Source organism: Methylovirgula sp. 4M-Z18, assembly GCF_037890675.1.
Taxonomy (GTDB): domain Bacteria; phylum Pseudomonadota; class Alphaproteobacteria; order Rhizobiales; family Beijerinckiaceae; genus 4M-Z18.
Window position 1 is genome coordinate 1,436,765 of the sequence record NZ_CP149574.1, and the last position, 20,249, is coordinate 1,457,013.

Sequence of the window (20,249 nt, forward strand, 5' to 3'; positions counted from 1 at the left end):
GACAGCTTGGTAGCCGAGCCAAGCCATCCGGTCAAGGGGGAATTCGCGAAAGGGATGGATTTTCAGAGAGATAGGACAGGACTGCTGCCGTTTTTTCGCCGGTGCGGTCACACCCACGCCGCCATATGTTCGAGCCCGCCCTATACATCCCCCCGTCCACCGGGTTATGCTGCGCTACACAAATGTCCGCGCGGCGTGGGGCTGTGCGCGGTCCTTCGAAAAAATCCGAATAGCCGGTCGGCGTGAGCCTGCCACCTTCTTTGAACGAGGCAGACGATCTGCCGCAGAAAAAGGGTCGGACATGAACGTTGGACTTGAAAAGCCCAGCACTTTCGAAGCAGGCCGTTTCGAATTGGTGCTGATCAAGCCATCCCACTACGATGGCGACGGTTACGTCATTCAATGGTTCAAGTCCTCCATTCCCTCCAACACGCTCGCGGCGCTCTACGGCCTTGCCGACGAAGCGGCAAAGCGGAACGTGCTTGGCCCCGACGTCGAGATCGTCATCACGCCGATCGATGAAACCAACATGCGGGTTTCTGTGCCCGATATCATCAAGAGAATCGAGGCGGCGGGCGGCCACGGCATGGTCGGGCTTGTCGGCGTGCAGTCGAACCAGTTCCCGCGCGCGCTCGACATTGCGCGCCCCTTGCGGGCGGCGGGCATTCAGGTGGTGATCGGCGGTTTTCACGTCTCTGGCTGCCTTGCCATGCTGCCCGGCATGCAGCCCGATCTGCAAAAGGCCCTCGACATGGGCATCACGCTCTATGCCGGCGAGGCGGAAGATCGGCTCGACGAGGTCTTGCTCGATGCCGCGGCGCGCCGATTGAAGCCGATCTACAATTACATGTCGGACCTGCCTGGCATCGGCGAGACGCCGATACCGTTTTTGCCGAGCGAGATGATCCGGGGCAACATCGGCGGCCTCGCGAGTTTCGATGCCGGCCGGGGCTGTCCTTATCAATGTTCGTTCTGCACCATCATCAATGTGCAGGGGCGTAAATCCCGCAGCCGCTCGCCCGACGATGTGGAGCGCATCATTCGCGAGAATCTGGCTCAAGGAATCCGGCATTTCTTCATCACCGACGACAATTTTGCCCGCAACAAGGATTGGGAGATCATCCTCGACCGCATCATCGCCATTCGCGAGGGGATGACGCGCCACAAACCGCGCTTCGTCATTCAGGTCGACACGTTGTGCCACCGCAATCCGAATTTCATTGAGAAATGTGGGCGCGCCGGCGTTGCGAGCGTGTTCATCGGCTTGGAGAATATCAATCCCGCCAATCTGCTCGCCGCCAAGAAAAGGCAGAACAAAATCGACGAATATCGCGAAATGCTGCTCGCGTGGAAGGCGCAGCGCGTCGTCACCTATGCCGGCTATATCCTGGGATTTCCCAACGATACGCGCGAGTCGATCCTGCATGACATCGAGATCATCAAGCGCGAATTGCCAATCGACTTGCTGGAGTTTTTCTGCCTGACGCCGCTGCCGGGCTCTGAGGATCACAAGAAGCTGAGCGCGCAAGGTGTCGCGATGGACCCCGACATGAACAAATACGATCTCGAACATGTGGTGACCGCACATCCGAAAATGTCGCAGGCTGAATGGGAGGGCATCTATCGCGAGGCGTGGCGCGCCTACTACACGCCGCAGCACCTGCAGACCTTACTGCGTCGCGCCATTGCCTGCCGCATCAACAGTACGAAGGTGCTGTCGCTGTTCCTGTATTTTCGTGCCTGCGTGCTGTATGAGCACGTGCATCCGCTCGAGGGCGGGCTGTTCCGTCTCAAATTCCGCCGCGACCGGCGGCATGGCATGGCGCTCGAGCCGGCATGGATTTTCTACCCGAAATATCTCGCCGAATTTGCCGTGAAAAGCCTCAAGACGGCGGGCCTGTGGGCACGCTTCTATCCGCAACTGCGGTTGCTGCGGAAATTGGGCGGCGCCAAAAACTACGCCGATACCGCTCTCGCGCCGGTTAGCGCCAGCGAGGCGGAAGTGAGCGAACTCTTGACCCAAAGCGAGGCCGCCCGCGCCGCCGTGGCGCACCAGCGCAAGATTCGTGAGCTGACCGCGGGGGCGTGAGGGGACAGTTGGCGGATTGTTGCTGGAAATGATCTGAAATTGGGCCTACATATAATAGAGATTATATAGAGGCTGCTATGTTGGCATTTAAAGTCACAACGGTGGGCGCGTCGTCGGGCTTCATTCTCACGAAAGAAGCCATGGCCAAGCTTAACGTGAAGAAGGGCGATACGGTTTTTTTGACTGATGCGCCTGGAGGCGGCTTTCGGCTGACGCCATACAATCCGGATTTTGAACGCCAAATGGCCCTTGCCGAAGATGTTATGCGGGCGGATCGCGACATTCTGCGCGCGCTGGCCAAATGAGCGCATGGCGCTGGGTTGATATGCCTGTCGTCTTGGCGATTCATGACCGCCAAATTGCCGAGCACGGCGGCGCAGACGGCGTCCGTGATGTCGGCACGATCGAGTCGGCCTTGGGCCGCCCGCGCAATTTGGCAGGGTACGGCGAGCCGGACGCGGCCGATCTGGCGGCAGCCTACCTTTTTGGACTCGTGCGTAACCATGGTTTCATGGACGGCAACAAGCGTAGGGCTTGGGTTGTGGCGCGCCTATTCCTCTTGGATAACGGATATAGTCTCGTGTTCGACCCATTCGAGGCGGTCAGAATGGTCGAACAAGCAGCAGGCGGCACCCTCGCGGAGGCCGATCTTGCTTCATGGTTTCGAGGCCGGCTCAAATGAGGGCGCCGTTCCAGGCCGCGCCATCGAGTCGTTCTGGCCTTTGCCGAAATTGCCTCCTGCGTTGTTACCGCTATAACATGGCCCGTATCACCTTCGAGCCATCATGACCGATCCACAGCCCAGTTCCGCTCCCACCGTCACCCGCGTCACCAGCCGTGTGCTCCTACTCGGCGATCGTATCGATGCGCAGGGGCTCGAGCGGCCGGATACGATTTCCACCGTGCCGCTTGCGTTTCATGCCGGCGCAAACGGCTATGTGGCGCTGTATCGGTTCGGCGTCGCCGTACTGGTCGGTCTGTCGCCGCTCGAGGAAGAGGAGTTCTTGCGGCTTTTGGATTTGCGGGTTTCGGGCAAGCGCGGCGTGCGCGACGACGAGACGGCGCTGCTCGAAGTCTCGCCGCAATTCGAGGACCGCGCGCCGCCTGGCGGGCCGATTCAATTGAAGGACCTGTCGCCGGAGCGGTTCCTCGTGCTGGCCGATGCGTTGGCGAAAAGCGTGTCGATGGCGCGCGACGAGCGCGAGGTCAGTGCGGTCTTCGATGTGATCGAGCCTTTCGCCGCCGATCTTGCCGACAAGGGCCGCCCGCCGTTCCGCCGACGCGCCATGTTGAAACTCATCGGCCAGGCGCTGCTGGTGCAGCACAGAGTCTCTGGCCGCATCGCGGTTGAGGAAAAGCCGGATGTGCTGTGGGACAGGCCGGATCTGGAACGGCTCTATGCGCGCCTGGAGGATGAATACGAATTGAAGGAGCGGGCCGGCACATTGAAGCGCAAGCTCGACGTGATCGTCGAGACCGTCCGAGCCATGACCGACATCATCGACGCCGACCGCGCGACGCGGCTGGAAGCGACGATCGTGCTGCTGATCGTCGGCGAATTGCTGATCTCGCTGTTTCAGATCTGGCACGGACGATGATGCGCTAATCCCTTCTCGCCGCATTCAAACCGGGCTTGCCCGCTTTGAATATTTTTGATGCTGAACTCGGGCAAGCCCGAGTTCAGTCGGGGAGAAGGACAGCCTCCGCCTCCTCCAGGCTTGCCCACTCGAACTCCGGCAATTGATGCCGCGCGAACGTGAACTGCCGCTTGGCATAGTGGCGCGTATCCGCTTGGCCGCGGGCGATCGCGTCTTCGAGCGTTGCGGCGCCGTTCAGATAGTCGATCAGTCCCGGCACGCCATGCGCGCGCATCACCGGCAAGGCGGGGTCGAGGTTGCGATGCTTGAGGGCTTCGGTTTCATCCAGCGCGCCGCTTTGCACCATGCCGGTAAAGCGGTGGTCGATGCGGTCATAGAGCGCGGCGCGGTCGGGCGCGAGAAACAGGCCGCGCCAGGTACCGGGGCGCAGCAGCGGCGCCTGACGCGCATTCTGGAAGCTCGTCAGACTCTTGCCCGTCGCCGCGAACACTTCGAGGGCCCGCAGGATGCGCTGCGGGTCGGTGGGGTTGAGGCGGGCCGCGCTTAAGGCGTCGTGCGCTTTCAGGCGCTGATACAGACTCTCCGGCGGTAGCCCTTCCGCTTCAGCGCGCACCGACGCGCGGACCGCCTCCGGCACCGGCGGAATGTCGGACAGTCCCTGGGTCAGGGCCTTGAAATACATGCCAGTGCCGCCGCAGAAAATCGACACCTTGCCGGCGGCCCTGGCCTCTTGCAACGCTGCGGCAGCATCAATGAGGAACTTGCCGACCGAATAATTGATCGCGCCATCGACATGGCCGAACAGCAGATGCGGAATACCGGCCTGCTCCTCCGGCGTCGGACGGGCCGAAAGCACGTATAAATCGCGGTAGACCTGCATCGAATCGGCATTGATCACGACGCCGCCGAGCGTTCTTGCCAAAGAAATCGCCAAAGCGGACTTGCCGCTGGCCGTCGGGCCTGCAATGAGAAGGGCGGATGGATTCAACTTTTCAAGACCTCATGACCCATATTGCAACGCTAATCACCAATCCCGCTTATCCCTACCTCGACGACGGACATGTAGCGCGCGCGGGCCAATTTTTGCCCCACGCGCAGGCGCCCGTCTGGCTCGATCCCGGCATTGCCGTCGATATTCCCTTTTCGCCGTCAGGGGAAGTGGAGGCCGTGGGCCTCGCCGCCGAAATCCGCGCCGCGCTGGCGCCGGCTGCCGTCGATGTGGTGGTGCAGCCCGCCGCCGGGCGGCGCAAGAAGCTTTTTCTCGCCGATATGGATTCGACCATGATCGGCCAGGAATGTATCGACGAGCTCGCCGATTTCGTCGGTCTCAAGGACCACGTTGCCTCGATCACCGAGCGCGCCATGCGCGGCGAAATCGCGTTCGAGCCGGCTTTGCGCGAACGTGTCGCGCTGCTGCGCGGGCTGGAAGCAGGAATCGTCGATAAGGTGATCGCCGATCGCATCACGCTCACCCCCGGCGGGCGCGCGCTGGTGCAGACCATGCGTGCGCATGGCGCCTATGCGGCGCTGGTGTCTGGCGGCTTCACCCTTTTTACAACGCGCATCGCCGAGATGATCGGCTTTCATGAGAACCGCGCCAACGTTCTCCTTGTCGAGCACGATTATTTCGTCGGCGCGGTGGAAGAGCCGATCTTGGGCCGCGAAGCCAAACTGGCGCGGCTCCTTGCGCTGCGTGCGGAACAAGGCCTTGGGCCGCACGAGACGATGGCGGTGGGCGACGGCGCCAACGACCTTGCCATGCTGGGCGCAGCGGGCCTGGGCGTTGCCTATCACGCGAAGCCGAAAGTGGCGGAAGCCGCGCATGCGAGGGTTGATCACGGCGATCTGACGGCGCTGCTGTATATGCAAGGGTATCGACGGGATGAGTTTGTAGAGTGAAGCGGCGAGGCGCTTTCCTTCTCCTCGCGCGCGGGAAGAGGAACGTGCGCACGCATTATTGATGTTAAAGGATAGAATGAATGGCTTCGGGAGGATCCACTACGGCGGTCGCGCTCGACCATGTGCAAGTCGCATTCGGCACTGGCGCGCAACATTATGTTGCCGTTGCGGATGCGTCGCTTAAGGTTGCGAATCGCGAATTCATCACCATCGTGGGGCCGACGGGTTGCGGCAAATCCACATTGCTCAATGTCGTCGCAGGGCTTTTGAAACCCGCGAGCGGCACCGCAAACGTGTTCGGCCGCGCCGTGTCCGGCCTCACCAGTGAAGCCGGCTATCTCTTTCAGCAAGATGCGCTGATGCCGTGGAAAACCGCGCGCGACAATGTGGCTGTCGCCCTGGAAGTCCGCGGCGTCGCGAGGCGCGAGGCGCTTGAGCAAGCACAGGATTGGCTTGGCCGCGTGGGCCTACGCGATTTTGGCGCACGTTATCCGCATCAAATGTCGGGCGGCCAGCGCAAGCGTGTGGCGCTTGCGCAAATGCTGATCCGCGGTCCCAAAATCCTGCTGATGGACGAGCCGTTCGGTCCACTCGACGCGCAGACGCGGGTACTGATGGGCGATCTCTTACTGTCGCTGTGGGGCAGGGACCCAAAGGCCGTGCTCTTCGTCACCCATGACCTCGACGAAGCGATCGCGCTCGGCGACCGGGTGATCGTGCTCTCGGCGGGACCAGCGTCGCGCGTGATCGCCGATCACAAGATCGATCTGCCGCGCCCGCGCTCCATTGCCGATATCCGCACCGAGCCGCATTTTCACGATTTGCAAAAGGCGATCTGGGCCGATTTGAAAGCGGAAGTCATGAAAGCCTATGGGGACGCCGCATGAGCCGCGGCGCGCTGCTGACCTGGCAAATTCTCGTCGGGCTCATCGGCCTCGCGGTGTGGCATGTGCTGACGACCTATCCAATCGTCGCCAATCTCAACGACATGAAATTGTTCTTCGCCGCGCCTTGGGATGTGGCGCAACGCATCGTGAAAATGTTCGCGAGCGGCATGATCTGGCGGCATCTCGCCATCACCTTGTCCGAATCGATTCTCGCCTTCCTCATCGGCTCGCTGTTCGGCGCCGCCTTCGGCTTCGGCCTCGCGCTCATGCCGCGCGTTGCCGCCGTGCTCGATCCCTATATCAAGATGGCGAATTCGCTGCCGCGCGTCGTGCTCGCGCCGATTTTCATGCTGTGGTTCGGGCTCGGCATCTGGTCCAAGGTTGCGCTCGGCATCACGCTCGTTTTCTTCGTCGTGTTCTTCAACGTCTATCAGGGCGTGCGCGAGACGAGCCCCGTCATTCTCGACAATGCGCGCATGCTCGGCATGTCGCGCAGTCAATTGTTCCGCCACGTCTACTGGCCCTCCGCGCTCTCGTGGGTGTTTTCGTCGCTGCATTCGGCGGTCGGCTTTGCCATCGTCGGCGCGGTGGTCGGCGAATATATCGGCGCTTCGGCCGGACTCGGCTATCTCATCCACGAGGCGGACGGCAATTTCGACACCACCGGTGTCTTCGCCGGCATGGTGGTGCTCAGCGTCTTTGTGCTGGTGGTGGATGGGCTGGTGAGCGTGGTGGAAAAAAGATTGCTGGCGTGGAAAGGGTGATCCTTCTCCCGGCTTGCTGAGAGAAGGGGACCAAGGCATCATCGTTGCTATATAAATTCGGAGGAAGCCCATGCGCGTTTTGAAAATCCTAGCTGCCGCCATCTTGCTGGTCGCGTCGCTTGGCTGCGCCGCATTCGCGCAGACATTGGAAAAGACCAGCGTGCGCCTCGGCGTCGGCGGCAAGGCTTTGCTCTATTATCTCCCGCTCACCATTGCCGAGAAGAAAGGGTTCTTCAAGGAGCAGGGGCTCGATGTCGAGATCGACGATTTCGCCGGCGGAGCGAAATCGTTGCAGGCTCTGGTCGGCGGTTCGGTCGATGCGGTGACGGGCGCTTACGATCACACGATCCGCATGCAGGCCAAGGGCCAGGACATTCGCGCAGTGCTGGAGCTCGGTCGTTTTCCGGGCATCGTGGTTGCGGTGAAGAAGGGCGTGAAATATGACAGTCCGGCCGATTTCAAAGGCCTGAAAATTGGTGTCACTGCGCCAGGTTCATCAACCAATATTATGATGAATTACGTTCTGGCGCAGGCCGGACTGACGCCCGATGATGTCTCGTTCATCGGCGTCGGTTCCGCTTCGTCCGCAGTGGCGGCAATTCAGAAAGGCGAGATTCAGGCGCTCTCGCATCTCGAGCCGGTGATTTCCATGCTGGAGCGCTCGGGCGATATCCGCGTCGTCATCGACACGCGCACCGAAGCGGGCACGCGCGCGCTCTTCGGCGGCGAGAATCCGGCGGCCGTCCTCTACTTGAAGAAGGATTTCATCGACAAGAATCCGAACACCACCCAGGCCCTGGTGAACGCTCTGTACAAGGCGCTGAAATGGATTCAGACCGCGAGCCCCGAGGAGATCGCCAATACGGTGCCGGAAGAATATCTGCTCGGCGACAAGGCGCTCTACGAACAGGCGGTGCAGAACTCGAAAGCCTCCTATTCGATCACGGGCCTGATCGATCCTGCAGGCATGAAATCGACCAACGACATGCTGGTGAAATTCGACGATACGATGAAGGACACGCACGTGGATCTGTCGAAAACCTTCGTAGATACGTTCGCAAAGAAAGCGGCCGAGAGCGTGAAATAATCGGGGCGGCGTTTGCCTCGGAGTATGCAACACCAACGACATCATCCTGGGCCTGACCCGGGATCCAGCCGCCGTGCAGCGGACGATTCATCGTTAGCGCTGCAAGGCAGGTTAATCTCGCGCCATGGGGCGGTGGCCCTCGATCCCGAGTCAAGCCCGGGATGACAATGAGGTCTTCACATCGGCCGATGTCAATGTCATTGTATCGGGAGGGTAGCCGCTCATTCGCCTGATACGTTCCATCACATAAATTCATTTCCCTCCGCTTCCCTTTTCGCGACAATGCCCGCATGACCCGTTCGCTCAATCTTCTCTCCATCCAATCCCATGTCGTGTACGGCCATGTCGGCAACGCCTCGGCAGTGTTTCCGCTGCAGCGGCTCGGCCATGAAGTGTGGCCGGTGCATACGGTGCAATTTTCCAATCACACCGGCTACGGCGCCTGGCGCGGGCAGGTGTTCGATCCCAGCCTGATCGACGAATGCGTCACCGGTCTGAAAGAGCGCGGCGCGCTCGCGCGCTGCGACGGCGTGTTGTCGGGCTATCTCGGATCGGCGGAGACGGGCGAAGCGGTGTTGCGGGCGTTGCGCGAGGTGCGCGTCGCGAACAGGAGCGCGCTCTATTGCTGCGATCCGGTGATGGGCGATGTCGGTCGCGGAATTTTCGTGCGTCCCGGGATCACCGATTTCATGCGCGATCATGCGGTGCCCGAGGCGGATGTGTTGACGCCCAATCAATTCGAGCTGGAATTGCTCGCGGGTTTCGCAACCCCGACCATGGTCGATGTGGAGCGCGCGCTGATCGCGGTCAATGCCTTGCGCAACGGCGGCAGGACCCATCAGAGCCGCACGATTCTCGTAACCTCGCTCGTCACCGATGCGACGCCGCCGGACTGTATCGACGTTCTTGCGGCCCACTTCGATGGGGACGGAGGCATGCGCCGATTCCTGCTGCGGACACCGCGGCTCGATGTCAATCTCAACGGGGCCGGTGACGCGATTGCCGCTTTGTTCTTCGCCCATCTCCTGACCACAAATTCCCCCGCCGGCGCGCTGCAGCGTGCCGTGTCTTCGGTCTTCGGCGTGCTGCGCCGCACTGTGCAAGCCGGATCGCGCGAGCTTTTGACTGTTGCGGCACAGGAGGAATTCGTTCAACCTTCACAAATGTTCGAAGTGCGGGATGCATAGTGTTGCAGGCACGCTCCCTTCTCCCCAGAGAGGCTGGAGAGAAGGGAGTGCGCGGCTCAAGTTGTGTTAATGACAGAGGATTGTCGCATGTCACGCCGTTTCTATACGCTCGACGTTTTCACCGACACCAAACTCGCGGGCAATCCGCTTGCCGTCGTCCTCGATGCGGAAGGGCTCGACGCCAAACGGATGCAGGCGATCACGCGCGAGTTCAATCTTTCTGAAACCGTCTTCGTTCTGCCGCCCGAAGCGCCGGGGCATGCGGCGCGCCTGCGCATTTTCACGCCGGGCCAGGAACTGCCCTTCGCCGGCCATCCGACGGTCGGGACGGCGGTGCTGCTCGCAAAATTGCACGGCCAGCAAGACAGCGCCGATCTCATTTTGGGGGAAACGGTCGGGCCGGTTGAGGCGCATATCGAGGATATCGCGAGCGATGCGCCCAAAGCCACGTTCACGCTGCCGCGCCTGCCCGAGCAGGCCGGTGAAGCGCCAGGGCTTGCGGCTGTGGCGGCGGCGATCGGGCTGGATCCTGACGATCTCGGCTTCGATGCGCATCAGGTCGGCGTTTTTGCGGCCGGCGTCACCTTCACCTGCATTCCGGTCAAATCACTGACGCTCATCGGCCGGGCGCGGGTGGTTGCCGGCGAGTGGGATGCCGGCATCGCCGGTCTTGGCCACAAGGCCGCCTATCTCTACACGCGCGAGGTCAAGCGGCTCGGCTCGGCGTTCCACGCGCGCATGTTTTCGCCCGCGTTCGGCATTGGGGAGGACCCCGCGACCGGCGCCGCCGCGGCGGCCTTTGCCGGTGCGCTGATGCAATATGAATATCTGCCCGACGGCACCCATGTGTTGCAATTGGAGCAGGGCTTCGAAATGGGCCGCCCCAGCCTGATCACGCTCACGATGGAGGTGCAAAATCAAGCGCTGGTCAAAGCAAGCATCGCTGGCCGCGCCACGATCGTGAGCGAAGGCACGCTGCATCTATGAGTTGGCGGAACGCGACGATCGCGAAGGTGCGCGCGGTCGAGTGCACCTTTGAGCCGCGCGATTGGCCTTGGGCGGCGCAGGAGGCAACCCGCATTGCGGCCCATTGGCGCGCCCGCGTCGCCGAGCGGCCGCAATTGTTCGACGGGCGTGTGTTCTTGCAGCATCGCGGCGCGCTGGAGGGCGATGTCTTTCGCGGCGCCTATTTGGAGACGCGCTATTCGAGCTTTCTCGCCTGGCGCGATTTCGGCTTTCCTGACAAGAGCGTCCGCAATTGCTATGCGGCGGCGGCGCTGATGTCGTCGGACGGCGCCTTTCTGCTTGGCGAAATGAATAGCCATACTGCGACGGCCGGCAGGATCTATTTCGCTGCCGGCACGCCCGACCGGGAGGATTTGGTGGATGGCCGGGTCGATCTCGAAGGCAGTGTACTGCGCGAGCTCGGCGAGGAGACCGGCCTTGCCGCCGACGAGGTCGACTTGACGGCGGGCTGGACATTGGCCATCGGCCCTCACGACATTGCCTGTCTGAAGCTCGCCCGCGCCCGCGTTGATGCCGCCGCGCTGCAAATGCAAATCCACGCTTTCCTGGCGCGGGACCCGCAGCCGGAACTCGCCCGCACGCATGTCGTGCGGCGCTTGAGCGATGTGGAAGAGGCCCGTGTGCCCGCCATGACCTATGCGTACCTGCGGCATGTGTTGGGGGGAAAGTAAGGCGCCTTACTCCGGATACCCGTGCCGCTTCTTGCTGGCCGCAATCATCGCACGCGCGCCGGTATCATTGCCGCTGGCGCACGCGGTGCGCGCCTGGGCGATCTCGCCATTGATCTGCTTGTAGACGCCCTGGCCGACATTGCCGGTGGTGTAATCATTGTCCATCACCGCCTGGTAGCGGGCGATGTCGCCAGTGCAGCCCGCGCCCTCCGGCAGTTTGAAATGCGGGTCGGTGACGCTGCGGCTGGCATAGGCGGCCGCCGAGGGCGTCTGCTGTTCGGGCGCCGTTGCATTGCAGGCGGTGAGGGTCAGAGCGCTGAGCGCGATGAGGTAGAAACGGGTCATGGCGTCGGTCCGGGGCGCGGGAATCGATTGCGGCAGCATGGCATAAGATTCGGTGCGGTCCAGCCGCGTGAGGCGGCGGCATGCGGGACAGCGCGAGGGGCATTATCTAAAGTGTAGGCGCTACTCCCTGCTCGTTCCCGCTGCGCTCAGCCTTTGCCTGCCCCGTCGCAGATCGCCTTCAAGGCGTTCCACTCCGCCTCGTTGAGCAATTCGTCCCCGCTAACCGGAGCCTCGGCTTTGGCCATGGCAGCCAGCCGGTCGGCGGTGAGCGGATGGCTCGCGAAGATCGCGAGCGTGGTTTCGTCTCTGCCCTGCATGATACGCACCAACAATTCGCCCATCGCCTTGGGCGAGCGGCCAAGCCCTTTCATGGCCTCAATTGAATAGGCGTCGGCAGCGGCTTCCGCATCGCGCGAATAAGAAGCTTCGACAAGGCCCTGGGTGATGAAGATCATGGTCGACGATCCGGTCATGTCGCCGAACAACAGTCCGAACAGATAGGACGTGCCGCCGTCGTGAATGATGCGCCTAAGGCCGTCGCGATGGGCGACATGGCCCAGCTCATGCGCGATCACGCCGGCAAGCTCGTCCGGTGTTTGCGCATCTTGCAGGAGGCCGTTCAACACATAGACCTTGCCGCCTGGAAGGGCGAAGGCATTTTCGACTTTGCTGTTTAGCACAGCGCTGCGCACAGGCACGTCAAGGTGCATCTGCCGCTCCAATTTGCCGACCAGGTCCTGCAAAGCCGCCTCACCCTGCGGCTCGGCGCAGAGCTTGTGACCGAAAATAAGCCGAACTTGTTTGTCGGCCGCCTCGCCGATTTGCCGTTCGGCCCAGACGGGGATGAGCGGCGCGAGCCGGTCGGCCAGCAGAGGAAGGCCGAAGACAACGATGAGAATAATCGAGACGGTTGCCGCGAGGGACCAGAAAATGATCCTGGTGATCACACGCCAGGTGTGCGAGTCCTCGGTGTGCAGATTGGCGCTGTGCGCGGCCACGAGAGCGGCGAAAGCCGGGTCGGTTATCTCCAGCCGCGCGAGTTCCGGCCCTCTCGCATTGCGCAGCATCGTGGAATGCGTGCCTTCGATCTGGCGCAGGTCGCTGAGGGGCCAAAGCGCAAGTAGGTCGTCGCCCGCGCGAATTTCGAGCCCCTCGTTCAGGCGCAAGGCGACGAGATGGCGTTGCGATGTCGCGCCGTCGTAAAAGACGCCGCTTGCTTCTTGCTCGCGCTCGATCATGCCAGTTCCGCGCCCGCTCGCGATTTAAAATCCGGCCACATCGAGCCCATCGGCCAGCCCTTCGCCAAGCGCGCTTGCCGCCGAGCCCATGGCCTTGACGTGATCGGCGGCTTGCAGATTGTCAACGCTGATCGAAGCGACGAAGCGCCGCCAGAATCCATATTGCAAGAAATAGCGCTGCAAGACGCCGAGCGCGAGAAGGAACGGCACATAGAACACCACCATTCCCGCGTAGATAGCCGCAATGGCCCGCCATTGCGGCGCTCCCGCAGAAGCGGCCAAATCGAATATCAACGATTTGAAGAGCGGGATGAATATTATGCTGGCGGCGATACCCCAGAGGACGCCCAGAAGAATGAGCAGGCCAATGAATTTGCCGTAAAGCCCGAGAAAGGCGCCGTTACCCAAATCGGACCTCACGCGCAAATCGCCTAAACGGAGATTGGAGGCCCACCAGCGCCATTCGATAGCTTGATAGACGGGCAAGAGAACAAATAGTGCGATGGCGAATGCGACGAAAGCGAAGACCGCCCAACCACCTCCCGGCAAATCTTGCGGCTGGGCGTGCCCGAGATTCGCGCTGTTGATGGCCACTGCCAGCCGGATCATAACGTAGAAATAGGCCGCGATGAGCAAGGCGAAGATGGCAGCGATCCACCAGGTTTTTTTGAATAGTGTAAGTCCTTTGCCGGTAAATTCGCCGTTCATATCGCCGTAATGGGTATGGCCTATCTTGTATCGCTCAAGTGCTGCGAGGCTCCAAGGATAGGCAAAGCCGAGCGTGATGCCGACGAGGAGCATCCAGAAAAGGGCTTTGAGCGCATAGGTCCAGCCCGAGCCGGTCATCCAGAAGCGTACGCCGCGCCAGATGGTGCGGGTGAGGCGGTAGCGCCGGGCACGGAAAACCGCGAATTGCCCGAAGAGGTAGAAAAAGAGGATCATCGGAAAAGCTGCGAAGGCACTGTAGCGCTGAGCTTCAATCGTAAGCAAAGAATAGAGCACATAGACCGGCGCCAAGATGGCCAGGGCGAAGAGAAAGCCGATCAGCAATTCACGCCCCGTACCGGCATATTCAAAATGCGCCCCGTCGAGCCGCGTGCGCGACCATAAATATTGTCGGCAGCGCGTCGTCAGCCAGAAGCGGTAAAAACCAAAGGTTACGAGTTGCAACAGTGCGCCGCGCGCGGCGAGCGAAAAGAAATCCCCGCCTTGGCCGGAAAAATCAATGCGCCCCGAGCGCGCGCCCGGCTCGGCAGCAGGAGAAAAAACGGGCGTCTGTTCGTTCATCGTGCGACAATTCCTAAAAACAGGATGAAATGTGGCAAAATCTTGACATGAATGGTGGCGCAGGAAAAGGGCCTGAACGCTTTGGCGGCGCCGGAAAAGCAGCGCTCTGGTTGCTACAGGCGGTGAAATTCGGCTAAATAAGCGAAATTTTCGTTTTGTAAGACCTCCGCTGAGGATTGCATGAGCCAGACAGTTTCTACCTCCCCGAAAGACCGCGTACTCATTTTCGACACCACTTTGCGCGATGGCGAGCAATGTCCCGGCGCGACCATGACCTTCGAGGAAAAGCTCGAAGTCGCCGAACTGCTCGACAATATCGGCGTGGACATCATCGAGGCGGGGTTTCCGATCGCGTCGGATGGGGATTTCGAGGCGGTGTCAGAAATCGCCCGTCGGGTGAAGCGCGCGACCGTCGCCGGCCTCGCCCGCGCCGCTTTCAAGGACATCGACCGCTGCGGCGAGGCGGTGAAGCACGCCCATCGCGCCCGCATCCACACGTTCATCTCCACCTCGCCGCTGCATATGAAATTCAAATTGCAGAAGAGCCCCGAGCAGGTGCTGGAAATGATTGCGGCCACCGTGACCCGCGCCCGCAATTGGGTCGAGGATGTGGAATGGTCGGCCGAGGACGGCACCCGCACCGAGCACGATTATCTCTGCCGCTGCGTCGAGACCGCGATCAGGGCCGGCGCCACCACGATCAATATCCCCGATACGGTCGGCTATGCGGTGCCGGAGGAATATGAGGCCTTGTTCAAGATGGTCCGGAACCGCGTGCCGAATGCCGACAAGGCGGTTTTCTCGGTTCATTGTCACAACGATTTGGGCCTTGCGGTTGCAAACTCACTTGCGGGCGTGAAGGGCGGTGCGCGGCAGATCGAATGCACGATCAACGGCATCGGCGAGCGCGCCGGCAATGCGGCGCTGGAAGAGATCGTGATGGCGATGAGGGTGCGCGGAGATGTGCTGCCCTTCGAGAGCGAGATCGTCACGCCGATGCTGACCCGCGCCTCGAAGCTCGTCGCCGCCGTGACCAATTTCCCGGTGCAGTATAATAAAGCGATCGTCGGCAAGAACGCTTTTGCCCATGAGAGCGGCATTCACCAGGACGGCATGCTGAAGAACGCGCAGACTTACGAGATCATGACGCCGGAATCGGTCGGGGTCACGAAAACCTCGCTGGTGATGGGCAAGCATTCCGGCCGCGCCGCTTTCCGCGCCAAGCTGAAGGATCTCGGCTACGAACTCGGCGACAATGCGCTGGAAGACGCGTTCAACCGCTTCAAGGACCTGGCCGACCGCAAGAAGCATGTCTACGACGAGGACATTGAGGCTCTGGTTGACGAGGAAATCGTCAATTCGCAGGATCGCATCAAGGTCGTGGCGCTGACCGTCATTGCTGGCACGATGGGACCGCAATCGGCGACGCTGACGCTCGACATCGGCGGCAGCCATCAAACGACGCAGGCAACCGGCAATGGCCCCGTGGACGCGATCTTCAACGCGATCCACAAGCTCGTGCCACACGAGGCGGTGCTCGAACTCTTCCAGGTGCACGCGGTGACCGAAGGCACCGACGCTCAGGCGGAAGTCTCGGTGCGCCTCACCGCCGACGGCAAGTCGGTGACCGGCAAAGGAGCGGATCCGGATACGCTCGTCGCTTCGGCGCGCGCTTATCTTTCCAGCCTCAACAAGCTGATGATGAAGCGCGGCAAGACCAAACCGGACCAGCAGATTCCGGCGTAAGCCGGTGGCGCGATGCGATTGGACGCTGCAGCGCGCGGAATTCATTGTCGCTGAATCGGAATTCGCCTCGCCGTTCGGCTGCCTGCCCGTGCGAGGCCACAAGCTTGGTCTACCTAGTTTCAATTAGTCCTTATGGCCAAGGCGAGGTCATTTTCGTGGCAAAACTTTGGCTCATGCGGCCATATGGCGCGGGCTGGGCGGCGAATGAGTTGCCCGCGCAAACAAATGTTATGCACAATGCGCCGCGCGTTCGTTGGCTCACATAGCGGCGGCATTTTGGGGATACCTAGGTCGTGGATGCGGCGAATGGTTTTGCATGGTCTGATCAATTGGTGCGGCGGCCGGCGGCTGTTTTCGCCATCGACGTGTTCGGCTATTCGCAATTGATGGAGCGCGATGAGGCCGGAACCCATCTCGCGATGAAATCCTTACGCCTGTCGCTGATCGACCCTTCCATACAAGCGCAGCACGGCCGCATGGTGAAATATACGGGCGACCGGTTCCTCGCCGAATTTCCCAGCGCGCTCGACGCGATGATGGCCGCCATCCACATCCAGCGCCGCATGGTCGAGGATCGTCAGGACGGCGACGGGTTCATCTTGCGCATCGGCGTGAACGTCGGCGAAATCATCGTCGAGCCAGAAGACATCTACGGCGACGGCGTCAACATTGCCGCGCGGCTCGAGGGCATTGCGGAACCGGGCGGCATCGCGCTCTCGCAAACGGTCTACGACCAGGTGCATCACAATCTGAGCGTCGTCTTCGACGATCTCGGCACGCTGCAGGTGAAGAACATCTCGCGGGAGATCCGCGCCTTTGCCTTGCCGCAACACCGGATCGCGGCGCTGCCGCGTGAACCATTCGGACGCGAGACGGCGGAAGGCCGTCAGGGCGTCGCCCAGGTCAGCCGCCCCTCCGATTTCGCCCAGCGCCTCTCGATCGCCGTTCTGCCATTCGAAAACGAGAGCGGCGATTCCGAGCAGGCCTATTTTGCCGACGGTATCGTCGAGGACATCATCACCGCGCTGTCGCGTTTTCGCAATCTCTTCGTCATCGCACGCAACTCGTCGTTTGCCTACAAGGGCCGCGCCGTGGACGCGCGCGAGGCGGGCCGCGATTTGAACGTGCGCTATGTCGTCAAGGGCGGCATGCGTCGAGTCGACAATTTCCTGCGCATCACCGCACAATTGGTCGATGCGCGCAGCGGCGCGCCGATATGGTTCGATCATTTCGACGGCGATCTCGAAGACGTATTCGCCCTGCAGGACAAGGTTACCCAGCGCATCGTGACGTCGGTGGAGCCGCGCGTGCGCGCCGTCGAGATAGCGCGGGCCAAGCGCAAGCCGGTCGAAAGCCTGACCGCCTACGATTACTATCTGCGCGCCGTCGCCTATCGTGAGGCGTTTACCAAGGCAGCGACGGAAAAATGCCTTGAAATGGTCAACCGCTCTCTGGAACTTCTGCCTAATTTTGGTCCGGCGCTCGCCCTCAAGGCGACGTGCTTTCAAAGCATGCAGGATCAAGGTTGGCGGCAACTGACCGAGGCGGAAAAGGCCCTGGCCTTAGACCTTTGCCGACAAGCGATACGTTTGGACCCGGATAATCCCGTCGTTCTGTGTCTCGCCGGACATGCGACGATTGCGTTTACTGGCGACTATCAGTTCGCGGTCCGGCTGATCGATTCTGCCACGCGCATCAATCCCAATTATGCTGAAGGATGGATCCGTTACGCCATGATGTCGGTCTATCAGGGCGAATATGGCGATGCACTGCGCCAAGCCGATCTTGCTATCGCACTCAGCCCGCACGACCCGCTGCTGTTTATTGCGCATAGCGCGAAAGGCTATGCCCATTTCTTCTTGAAGCAATTTGCGGAAGCCGAGCACGACGCGCGTTTGGCTTTGCGCCGGAAGGCGGGCTCAGAAATGGCCTATCGCATCTTGATCTCGGCTTTGGTCGAGCAAGGCAAATTGAGCGAGGCGCGCGGCTTCGGCCGCGAGATGCTCGAGCGGCTGCCAGATTTCACGATCTCGAAGTGGCGCAACCGCGCGAGCTACCTTGCGACCGAAGCGCGCTGGGATACGGTCGGACGGGCGCTGCTGGCGGCCGGAATCCCGATGTAAAGCTGGAACGGCGGTACGCAAGCGCTTGAAGTGGGGGGGCGTGCTACGGGGGCATTGGGTCTGCGGGCCTCCCGCCCGCATTCTTACCGCGCCACGCCTGTGTGCCGGGATAGCTTTTGCGGGCGGGACGCCCGCGCTCCTGTATGGCTTGTGCCGTTTCGCACATTCGGAAACAACCATCTCGCTACAAATGATCGACCTGGGGCGACTATTTGTTTGTAATCAAACATTATTGCTGCCGAAAAATAAAAAAACCGTCGAAAGTCCTCGTTTTGATGCGGGTGGCGCTTGCGCACTTGCACACACTCTTGGCACTATGCCGCATATGTGAATTTTTTCACACATGAGCAAAAATTTTTTGTCCGTCGTTGGGGCGTATCGAAAATGGGAGCGGCGAAGGCAATCCTGGAAGTTGACCGGTTGGTCAGGCGCCTCGCGGCGGTTCTGGCAATCGATATGGTCGGCTATACACGATTGATGGAACGTGATGAGGCGGGCACGCATCTTGCGACCCGCGCCTTGCGCGACGTGCTCATCAAGCCGACGATCCGGCAGAACCAGGGTCGCATCGTCAAATATACTGGCGACGGCTTTCTGGCCGAATTTCCGAACTCGCTCGATGCCGTCATGGCCGCAATCACGATTCAACGCGGCATGGTGCGCGAAGCGGCGCGAGAGACGCCGCTGGCGTTCCGCATCGGCGTGCATGTCGGCGACATCATCGTCGACGCGGACGATATTTACGGCGATGGCGTGAATATTGCCGCGCGGCTGGAGAGTTTTTCGGCGCCCGGTGGAATCGTGCTCTCGCAGGCCGTCCATGAGCAGGTGCGGCACAACCTTGCCGTCATCTTCGACGATCTGGGCGAATTGCACTTGCGTAATATCACGCGCAGCCTGCGCCTTTTCGCACTGCCGCCGGCGCGAATCGCCGAACTGCCGGAGCAGCCGTTTGCCGCCGAGACGGCCGAAGGCCGGAAGGGCCTCGCACAAGTGCGCCGTCCCACCGATTTCGCGCAACGCCTGTCGATCGCCGTTCTGCCTTTCGACAACATGAGCAGCGATCCGCAGCAATCCTATTTCGCCGACGGCATCGTCGAGGACATCATCGGGGCTCTGAGCCGCTTCCGCAACCTGTCCGTCCTGCCGCGCAACGTCTCCTTCATTTACAAAGGCAGGGCGGTCGACTTGCGCGACGTCGGCCGCGCGCTGAACGTGCGCTACGTGGTGGAAGGCAGCGTGCGCCGCGCCGGCAACCGCGTGCGCATCACCGCGCAGTTGATCGACACCAGCACCGGCGCGCATTTGTGGGCGGATTATTTCGACGGCCAGATGGCGGAAATTTTCGCGCTGCAGGACCAGGTGACGCAGCGCATCGTCACTTCGATCGAGCCGCGGGTGCGGGCGGCCGAGATCGAGCGGGCGAAGCGGACGCCGGTGGAGAACCTGGATGCGTACGACTGTTATTTGAGAGCGCTCGAATTGCGGAGTGTACTGACGTATGAATCGTTTTCCAAAGCGTTCGCGCTTCTCGAACGCTCGATCGAGCTGGACCCAAATTATGCGCCGGCTCTTGCGCACGCTGCTAATTGCCTCGGTGCGATCCGAGATAATGGATGGAGTGTGCTTGATGATGCGACGACCCAGCGTGCGCTTAACTACGCCAATCGTGTGATCGAGATTGAATCTCATGATGCCGAGGCGTTATGCTATGCAGCACATTGTATCGCCGTTTTTGGACGGGACAGTGCGCGCGCTTTGGATATCATGCGACATGCCGTTGAGCAAAATCCCAATTCCGGACTGGCTTGGGCAAGGCGCGGCATGGTCAATGTCTATGCAGGTAATTATTTGGAGGCGATCAAGTGCGCTGAACGGGCAAGGTCGCTATACCTTGCAAGTGACGCGAAATTCGTGGTGATCCTAACTCATGGCATGGCAAGTTTGTTTGTCGGCGATTATGAGCAAGCTTTGGCCTACGCAGAAGAAACTCTTCCGGATAGACGGTCCCTGGAGGTGATGGCACTCCTTAAAATCTTCGCTCTAGTGAAACTTAATCGAAATGATCAGGTGGTGGACGCAGCGAAGGCGCTCCTGAAAGACCATCCGAGCTTCACAATTTCCGGCTTTAAGGGGAGAACGCCGTTCGCTGGCCCCCAGCAAGAGGCGATCATCGAGCACTGCCTACGGAGCGCAGGTCTTCCCGAATAGGATGCTCACCGCTTTGTTCAAATTTGCAGTTGCTGAATCTCTTGCGTGACAAGAGGCGGTGTATCAATTCGGAATGTTTGGGGGATGTGCT

18 protein-coding genes are annotated in these 20,249 nt (G+C 60.9%); 14 read left to right on the forward strand and 4 right to left on the reverse strand.

Translation table 11 applies throughout. From position 1 onward, the window contains the following. Window positions 1–301: 301 nt before the first annotated feature. From V9T28_RS06480 to V9T28_RS06495, 4 genes are all read left to right on the forward strand, one after another. Window positions 302–2,089 (forward strand): B12-binding domain-containing radical SAM protein, encoded by a 1,788-nt coding sequence (locus V9T28_RS06480; protein WP_116402715.1) that lies wholly within the window; start codon window positions 302–304, stop codon window positions 2,087–2,089. A 77-nt stretch (window positions 2,090–2,166) separates the two neighbouring features. Then, window positions 2,167–2,394: an AbrB/MazE/SpoVT family DNA-binding domain-containing protein gene (locus V9T28_RS06485; RefSeq protein ID WP_116402714.1), complete on the forward strand. Its 228-nt coding sequence runs from the start codon at window positions 2,167–2,169 to the stop codon at window positions 2,392–2,394. A gap of 20 nt (window positions 2,395–2,414) precedes the next feature. Continuing rightward, window positions 2,415–2,771, forward strand: a complete 357-nt coding sequence (locus V9T28_RS06490) for a type II toxin-antitoxin system death-on-curing family toxin (protein ID WP_199500291.1) — start codon at window positions 2,415–2,417, stop codon at window positions 2,769–2,771. 103 nt (window positions 2,772–2,874) lie between these two features. Beyond that, window positions 2,875–3,687 carry an RMD1 family protein gene (locus V9T28_RS06495; protein WP_116402712.1) on the forward strand — a complete coding sequence of 271 codons (813 nt, stop codon included), beginning with the start codon at window positions 2,875–2,877 and terminating at the stop codon, window positions 3,685–3,687. Window positions 3,688–3,769: 82 nt separating this feature from the next. Here the strand turns inward: V9T28_RS06495 and miaA are convergent, their stop codons facing one another. Further along, the gene (gene miaA, locus V9T28_RS06500) at window positions 3,770–4,615 is read right to left on the reverse strand and encodes a tRNA (adenosine(37)-N6)-dimethylallyltransferase MiaA (protein WP_445242163.1); all 846 of its coding nucleotides are present in this window, start codon (window positions 4,613–4,615) and stop codon (window positions 3,770–3,772) included. Between the two features lie 74 nt (window positions 4,616–4,689). Here miaA and serB point away from each other — a divergent pair, with 74 nt between their 5' ends. The 7 genes from serB to V9T28_RS06535 all read left to right on the forward strand — a co-directional run bounded on the left by serB (window position 4,690) and on the right by V9T28_RS06535 (window position 11,208). Continuing rightward, window positions 4,690–5,586 (forward strand): phosphoserine phosphatase SerB, encoded by an 897-nt coding sequence (gene serB / locus V9T28_RS06505; RefSeq protein WP_116402734.1) that lies wholly within the window; start codon window positions 4,690–4,692, stop codon window positions 5,584–5,586. Window positions 5,587–5,666: 80 nt separating this feature from the next. Beyond that, window positions 5,667–6,473 carry an ABC transporter ATP-binding protein gene (locus V9T28_RS06510; RefSeq protein ID WP_116402710.1) on the forward strand — a complete coding sequence of 269 codons (807 nt, stop codon included), beginning with the start codon at window positions 5,667–5,669 and terminating at the stop codon, window positions 6,471–6,473. Then, the gene (locus tag V9T28_RS06515) at window positions 6,470–7,237 is read left to right on the forward strand and encodes an ABC transporter permease (RefSeq protein WP_116402709.1); all 768 of its coding nucleotides are present in this window, start codon (window positions 6,470–6,472) and stop codon (window positions 7,235–7,237) included. Before V9T28_RS06510 ends, V9T28_RS06515 begins: the two co-directional genes overlap by 4 nt. Before the next feature lie 70 nt (window positions 7,238–7,307). Next, complete coding sequence (locus tag V9T28_RS06520; protein ID WP_116402708.1) at window positions 7,308–8,324, forward strand: ABC transporter substrate-binding protein; 1,017 nt, start codon at window positions 7,308–7,310, stop codon at window positions 8,322–8,324. A gap of 290 nt (window positions 8,325–8,614) precedes the next feature. Further along, the gene (pdxY, locus tag V9T28_RS06525) at window positions 8,615–9,511 is read left to right on the forward strand and encodes a pyridoxal kinase PdxY (RefSeq protein WP_116402707.1); all 897 of its coding nucleotides are present in this window, start codon (window positions 8,615–8,617) and stop codon (window positions 9,509–9,511) included. Window positions 9,512–9,598: 87 nt separating this feature from the next. Next, window positions 9,599–10,498 carry a PhzF family phenazine biosynthesis protein gene (locus V9T28_RS06530; RefSeq protein WP_116402733.1) on the forward strand — a complete coding sequence of 300 codons (900 nt, stop codon included), beginning with the start codon at window positions 9,599–9,601 and terminating at the stop codon, window positions 10,496–10,498. Further along, entirely contained in the window at window positions 10,495–11,208 is a 714-nt protein-coding gene (locus V9T28_RS06535; RefSeq protein WP_116402706.1) for an NUDIX hydrolase, read from the forward strand. The genes V9T28_RS06530 and V9T28_RS06535 overlap by 4 nt, the downstream gene beginning before the upstream one ends. Before the next feature lie 6 nt (window positions 11,209–11,214). Here V9T28_RS06535 and V9T28_RS06540 read toward each other — a convergent pair whose 3' ends face one another. The 3 genes from V9T28_RS06540 to V9T28_RS06550 form a co-directional block, all read right to left on the reverse strand. Further along, window positions 11,215–11,553, reverse strand: coding sequence for a hypothetical protein (locus tag V9T28_RS06540; protein ID WP_116402732.1), 339 nt, complete (start codon window positions 11,551–11,553; stop codon window positions 11,215–11,217). Window positions 11,554–11,699: 146 nt separating this feature from the next. Next, window positions 11,700–12,791 carry a M48 family metallopeptidase gene (locus V9T28_RS06545; protein ID WP_116402705.1) on the reverse strand — a complete coding sequence of 364 codons (1,092 nt, stop codon included), beginning with the start codon at window positions 12,789–12,791 and terminating at the stop codon, window positions 11,700–11,702. A gap of 24 nt (window positions 12,792–12,815) precedes the next feature. Next, window positions 12,816–14,333: a YjgN family protein gene (locus V9T28_RS06550; protein WP_339071837.1), complete on the reverse strand. Its 1,518-nt coding sequence runs from the start codon at window positions 14,331–14,333 to the stop codon at window positions 12,816–12,818. Here V9T28_RS06550 and V9T28_RS06555 point away from each other — a divergent pair. From V9T28_RS06555 to V9T28_RS06565, 3 genes are all read left to right on the forward strand, one after another. Beyond that, on the forward strand, window positions 14,259–15,824 hold the full coding sequence (locus V9T28_RS06555) for a 2-isopropylmalate synthase (protein WP_116402703.1): 1,566 nt from the start codon (window positions 14,259–14,261) through the stop codon (window positions 15,822–15,824). The genes V9T28_RS06550 and V9T28_RS06555 overlap by 75 nt on opposite strands. Window positions 15,825–16,117: 293 nt before the next feature. Next, window positions 16,118–17,947 carry an adenylate/guanylate cyclase domain-containing protein gene (locus V9T28_RS06560; protein WP_116402702.1) on the forward strand — a complete coding sequence of 610 codons (1,830 nt, stop codon included), beginning with the start codon at window positions 16,118–16,120 and terminating at the stop codon, window positions 17,945–17,947. Between the two features lie 477 nt (window positions 17,948–18,424). Beyond that, window positions 18,425–20,158 (forward strand): adenylate/guanylate cyclase domain-containing protein, encoded by a 1,734-nt coding sequence (locus tag V9T28_RS06565; RefSeq protein ID WP_245424253.1) that lies wholly within the window; start codon window positions 18,425–18,427, stop codon window positions 20,156–20,158. The last annotated feature ends 91 nt before the right edge of the window (window positions 20,159–20,249 follow it).